Source organism: Micromonospora sp. HK10, from assembly GCF_000982955.1.
Lineage (GTDB): Bacteria > Actinomycetota > Actinomycetes > Mycobacteriales > Micromonosporaceae > Micromonospora.
Map to the genome: position 1 here is coordinate 1 of NZ_KQ058824.1, position 4408 is coordinate 4408.

Annotated in this window: 4 protein-coding genes; all 4 read left to right on the top strand. The window is 72.5% G+C overall.

Annotated elements, in window-relative coordinates:
- The first annotated feature begins 150 nt into the window (after positions 1–150).
- A complete protein-coding gene (locus LQ51_RS14585) occupies positions 151–771 on the top strand; it encodes a hypothetical protein (RefSeq protein ID WP_046566127.1) in 621 nt (206 codons plus the stop codon).
- 147 nt (positions 772–918) lie between these two features.
- The gene (locus LQ51_RS14590; protein ID WP_156313083.1) at positions 919–1380 is read left to right on the top strand and encodes a DUF948 domain-containing protein; all 462 of its coding nucleotides are present in this window, start codon (positions 919–921) and stop codon (positions 1378–1380) included.
- 32 nt (positions 1381–1412) lie between these two features.
- Positions 1413–1718 carry a hypothetical protein gene (locus LQ51_RS14595; protein WP_046566124.1) on the top strand — a complete coding sequence of 102 codons (306 nt, stop codon included), beginning with the start codon at positions 1413–1415 and terminating at the stop codon, positions 1716–1718.
- Positions 1715–4393 carry an alanine--tRNA ligase gene (alaS, locus tag LQ51_RS14600; protein ID WP_046566125.1) on the top strand — a complete coding sequence of 893 codons (2679 nt, stop codon included), beginning with the start codon at positions 1715–1717 and terminating at the stop codon, positions 4391–4393. Before LQ51_RS14595 ends, alaS begins: the two co-directional genes overlap by 4 nt.
- Positions 4394–4408 lie beyond the last annotated feature (15 nt).

The following is a 4408-nucleotide window of genomic DNA, read 5'->3' on the forward strand; positions in this document are numbered from 1 at the left end:
GCCCGGGCCGCGGCCGTCGTACCGCCCCGGGAGCCGGGTCCGGCCACGCCCGAGGGCGGGACCGCGCTGCGGCGAGCCGAGGCCGACCCCGGGCAGGTCCCCGCCGAGGCCGGCGGCCTGCGCGGCGCCCGGTCCGAGCTGCGCCGCCAGATGCGCGAGCGGCAGCGGCTGCGGCTGGGCATCCTCGCCCTGGTCAGCCTGGTGCTGCTCGGCGCGGTCCCGCTCTTCTTCGGGCTGCGCACGCTCAGCCACGACCCGGTCTTCGACACCCTCGACGCGCTCGAGGTGCCGGCCTGGGCGTCGACCAGCGCGGTCGACAACGTCAGCGGCAGCCGCTGGTGCCTGCAGGACTGCCGGCTGCGGGAACGCACCGTCAAGTCGGAGAAGCCGTGGAAGGAGACCGCCCAGGCCTACGAGCAGGCGCTCGGCCGGGACGGCTGGCGGCGGTGGAAGGTCGACCGCTGCCCGGAGCAGAAGGATGTCAAGGGCAGCTACACCTGCTGGCGGCGCGACGAGCTCACCCTCGACCTGTGGGTCCGGGATCCCACCTGCGTGCCGCCGCCGGTCGACGGGGAGCCGGCGCCGACTCCGGCACCCACGCCCGCAGCGGAGAAGTGCGCCGGGTCGTTGGTGTCGGTGAAGGTCCGTAACGCGATCGACGACGAGCGGACCGGACCACAGCCGACCACCGACCCGTCACTCACCGGTGAGGATCCGTACCCGACCCTCACTGACGATCCGCTCGGCGAGCTGACCCGCTCACCGTCGTGAGCCGGTTTCCATCACGGACGGTAGGGTCTGGGGCTGGCGGAACCGCCCGCGCCCGTTGACAGTGGGTCGGCGTGGGACGAAGTGGGTAGGACGGTCGCGCGTCCCGGGGCGTCGGGCCCCGGGACCTTGCTTGAGGAGGACATGCGCGTGAGTGGTGGAGAGATCGCCGCACTGATCGCGGCCGGCGCGTTCCTGATGTTGGTGCTCGTGCTGGCGGTGCCGATCCTGCGGCTGCGGCACACCGTGGACGCGACGACCCGCATGATCACCGAGCTGAACGACCGCACCACCCCCCTGCTCGGGGACGTGAACACCACGGTGAAGAACGTCAACACCGCGCTGGAGCAGGTGCAGACCTCCCTCGACGGGGTCAACCTCCAGCTCGCCAAGGTGGACACCATGACCACCCACGCGCAGAACGTCACCGCGAACGTGGCGAACCTGGCGGCCGTGGTCTCCGCCGCCGCCGCGAACCCGCTGGTCAAGGTGGCGGCCTTCGGCTACGGCGTGCGCAAGGCCGCCTCCGCCCGTCGGCACGCGGAGACCGAGCGTGAGGTGCGCGACACCATCAAGCAGCAGCGTCGGGCCGCCAAGCGCGGCAACCGCTGACCCGGGCCGGCGCACAGCGGGAGGATGAGAGCATGAGGCGGTTGTTCTGGCTGGGCGTCGGCCTGGCCGTGGGCGTGCTGGTGGTGCGCAAGGCCACCCGCACCGCGCAGGCGTACACACCCGCGGGCATCGCCAGCGGGCTGTCCGAGTCCGCCGGCAGCCTGGTCGAGTCGGTCCGGGGCTTCGTCGAGGACGTACGCGCCGGGATGGCCGAGCGCGAGCAGGAGATCCACGAGGCCTTCGCCCGCGGCGAGGCGTACGACGACCAGTTCGCCGACCTGCGCGAGGACCCGCGCATCGGCGACCGAGAGATTTTCCCGGAGGAGCACCAGCGATGAAGACGGCGGAGATCAAGCGGCGGTACCTCGCCCACTTCGAGGCGAATGGCCACGCCGTGGTGCCGTCCGCTCCGCTGCCCGCCATCAGCGACCCGAACCTGCTGTTCGTCAACGCCGGCATGGTGCAGTTCGTCCCCTACTTCCTGGGCCAGCAGACCCCGCCGTACCAGCGGGCGGTCAGCGTCCAGAAGTGCATCCGCACGCCGGACATCGACGAGGTCGGCAAGACCAGCCGGCACGGCACGTTCTTCCAGATGAACGGCAACTTCTCCTTCGGCGACTACTTCAAGCAGGGCGCGATCCCGCTCGCCTGGGACCTGGTCACCAAGCCGGTCGAGGCGGGCGGCTTCGGGCTCGACCCGGAGCGGATCTGGCCGACGGTCTACCTCGACGACGACGAGGCGTTCCAGATCTGGCGTTCGGTCGGTGTGCCCGCGGAGCGGATCGTCCGCCGGGGCAAGGCGGACAACTTCTGGTCGATGGGCATCCCCGGCCCGTGCGGCCCCTGCTCCGAGCTGTTCTACGACCGCGGTCCCGAATACGGCCGCGAGGGCGGCCCGGCGGTCGACGAGGACCGCTACATGGAGTTCTGGAACCTCGTCTTCATGCAGTTCGAGCGGGGCCCGGGCACCGGCAAGGAGGACTACCCGATCCTCGGCGAGCTGCCGGCGAAGAACATCGACACCGGCATGGGCCTGGAGCGGATGGCCTCGATCCTGCAGGGCGTCGACAACCTCTACGAGATCGACGAGGTCCGGCCGATCCTGGCCCGGGCCGCCGAGCTGACCGGCAAGCGGTACGGCGCGCACTCCGGCCACGTGGCCAGCGAGTCGCACCCGGACGACGTCCGCCTGCGGGTGATCGCCGACCACGTGCGCACCGCGCTGATGCTGATCGGCGACGGGGTGACCCCGTCGAACGAGGGCCGCGGCTACGTGCTGCGCCGGATCATGCGCCGGGCCATCCGGGCGGTCCGCCTGCTCGGCTACCAGGACCGGGCGCTGCCCGAGCTGCTGCCGGTGGCCCGGGATTGCATGGCCCCGTCGTACCCGGAGCTGGCCGAGGACTTCGGCCGGATCTCCCAGTACGCGTACGCCGAGGAGGACGCCTTCCTCGCCACCCTGCGGGCCGGCACCACGATCCTGGACACGGCGATCGCCGAGACCAGGTCGGCCGGGCGGGCCGCCATCTCCGGTGACAAGGCGTTCCAGCTGCACGACACGTACGGCTTCCCGATCGATCTGACCCTGGAGATCGCGGCCGAGCAGGGCCTCCAGGTCGACGCCGAGGGCTTCCGCCGGTTGATGGCCGACCAGCGCAACCGGGCCAAGGCCGACGCGCAGGCCCGCAAGACCGGCCACACCGACGTGTCGGCGTACCGGTCGGTGCTCGACGGCGGCGGGCCGGTCGAGTTCACCGGCTACACCGAGCTGACCCGCGAGTCGCGGGTCCGTGCACTGCTCGCCGGCGGCGCGCAGGTGGACGCGGCGGTCGAGGGGGACACCGTCGAGCTGGTGCTCGACACCACCCCGTTCTACGCCGAGGGTGGCGGCCAGCAGCCCGACCAGGGTCTGATCACGGTCGGCGGCGGGCAGGTCGAGGTCCTCGACGTGCAGCAGCCGGTGCCCGGGTTGATCGTGCACCGGGCCCGGGTGGTCCGGGGTGAGGTGCGCGCCGGGGAGAGCGGGTACGCCGAGATCGACGTGTCCCGCCGGCGGGCGATCTCCCGCTCGCACACCGCCACCCACCTGGTGCACCAGACGATGCGCAACTTCCTCGGCGAGTCGGCGACCCAGGCGGGTTCGCTGAACGCGCCGGGCCGGCTGCGGTTCGACTTCAACACCCCGACCGGGGTGGCGCCGAGCGTGCTGCACGACGTGGAGCAGCAGGTCAACGAGGTGCTCCTGGCCGACCTGGAGGTGCACGCCTTCGTCACCAGCCAGGAGGAGGCGCGCCGGATCGGCGCGATGGCGCTGTTCGGGGAGAAGTACGGCGAGCGGGTGCGGGTCGTCGAGGTCGGCGACTACGCCCGCGAGTTGTGCGGCGGCACGCACGTGGCCCGGTCCGCCCAGCTCGGCCTCGTGAAGATCCTCTCCGAGGCCTCGGTGGGCTCCGGTGTCCGGCGGATCGAGGCCCTGGTCGGCATGGACGCGTTCGGCTTCCTGGCCCGCGAGCACCTGCTGGTGTCCCGGCTGGCGGAGCTGTTCCGGGTGCCGGGCGAGCAGGTCGCGGACCGGGTCGAGCAGACCGTCACCCAGTTGCGCGACGCCGAGAAGGAGTTGGAGAAGCTCCGCGCCCAGCTGGTGCTGGGCGGCGCGGCGAGCCTCGCGGCCGGGGCGAAGGACGTGCGGGGCGTGGCGTACGTGGGCACCGAGGCGCCCGAGGGCGCGGCCGCGAACGACGTACGCACGCTGGCCCAGGAGATCCGCGGCCGGATCGACCCGGCCCGCCCGGCGGCGGTCGCGGTGGCGGCCCGTGCCAACGGCAAGGCCTCCCTGGTGGTGGCGGTCAACCAGGCCGCCCGTGGTCGTGGCCTGAGCGCGAAGGACCTGGTGAAGGCCGCGTTCTCCGGGCGCGGCGGTGGCAGCGACGACCTGGCCCAGGGGGGCGGCCTGCCCGCCGGGGAGGCGCCGAACCTGCTGCTGACCGTGGAGAAGGCGATCGCCGACGCGTGATGGTGACACCGATCG

Coding starts and splice junctions, on each gene's coding strand:
- LQ51_RS14585 (WP_046566127.1), top strand. CDS start 151: ATGCGCGAGCGGCAGCGGCTGCGGCTGGGCATCCTCGCCCTGGTCAGC.
- LQ51_RS14595 (WP_046566124.1), top strand. CDS start 1,413: ATGAGGCGGTTGTTCTGGCTGGGCGTCGGCCTGGCCGTGGGCGTGCTG.
- alaS (WP_046566125.1), top strand. CDS start 1,715: ATGAAGACGGCGGAGATCAAGCGGCGGTACCTCGCCCACTTCGAGGCG.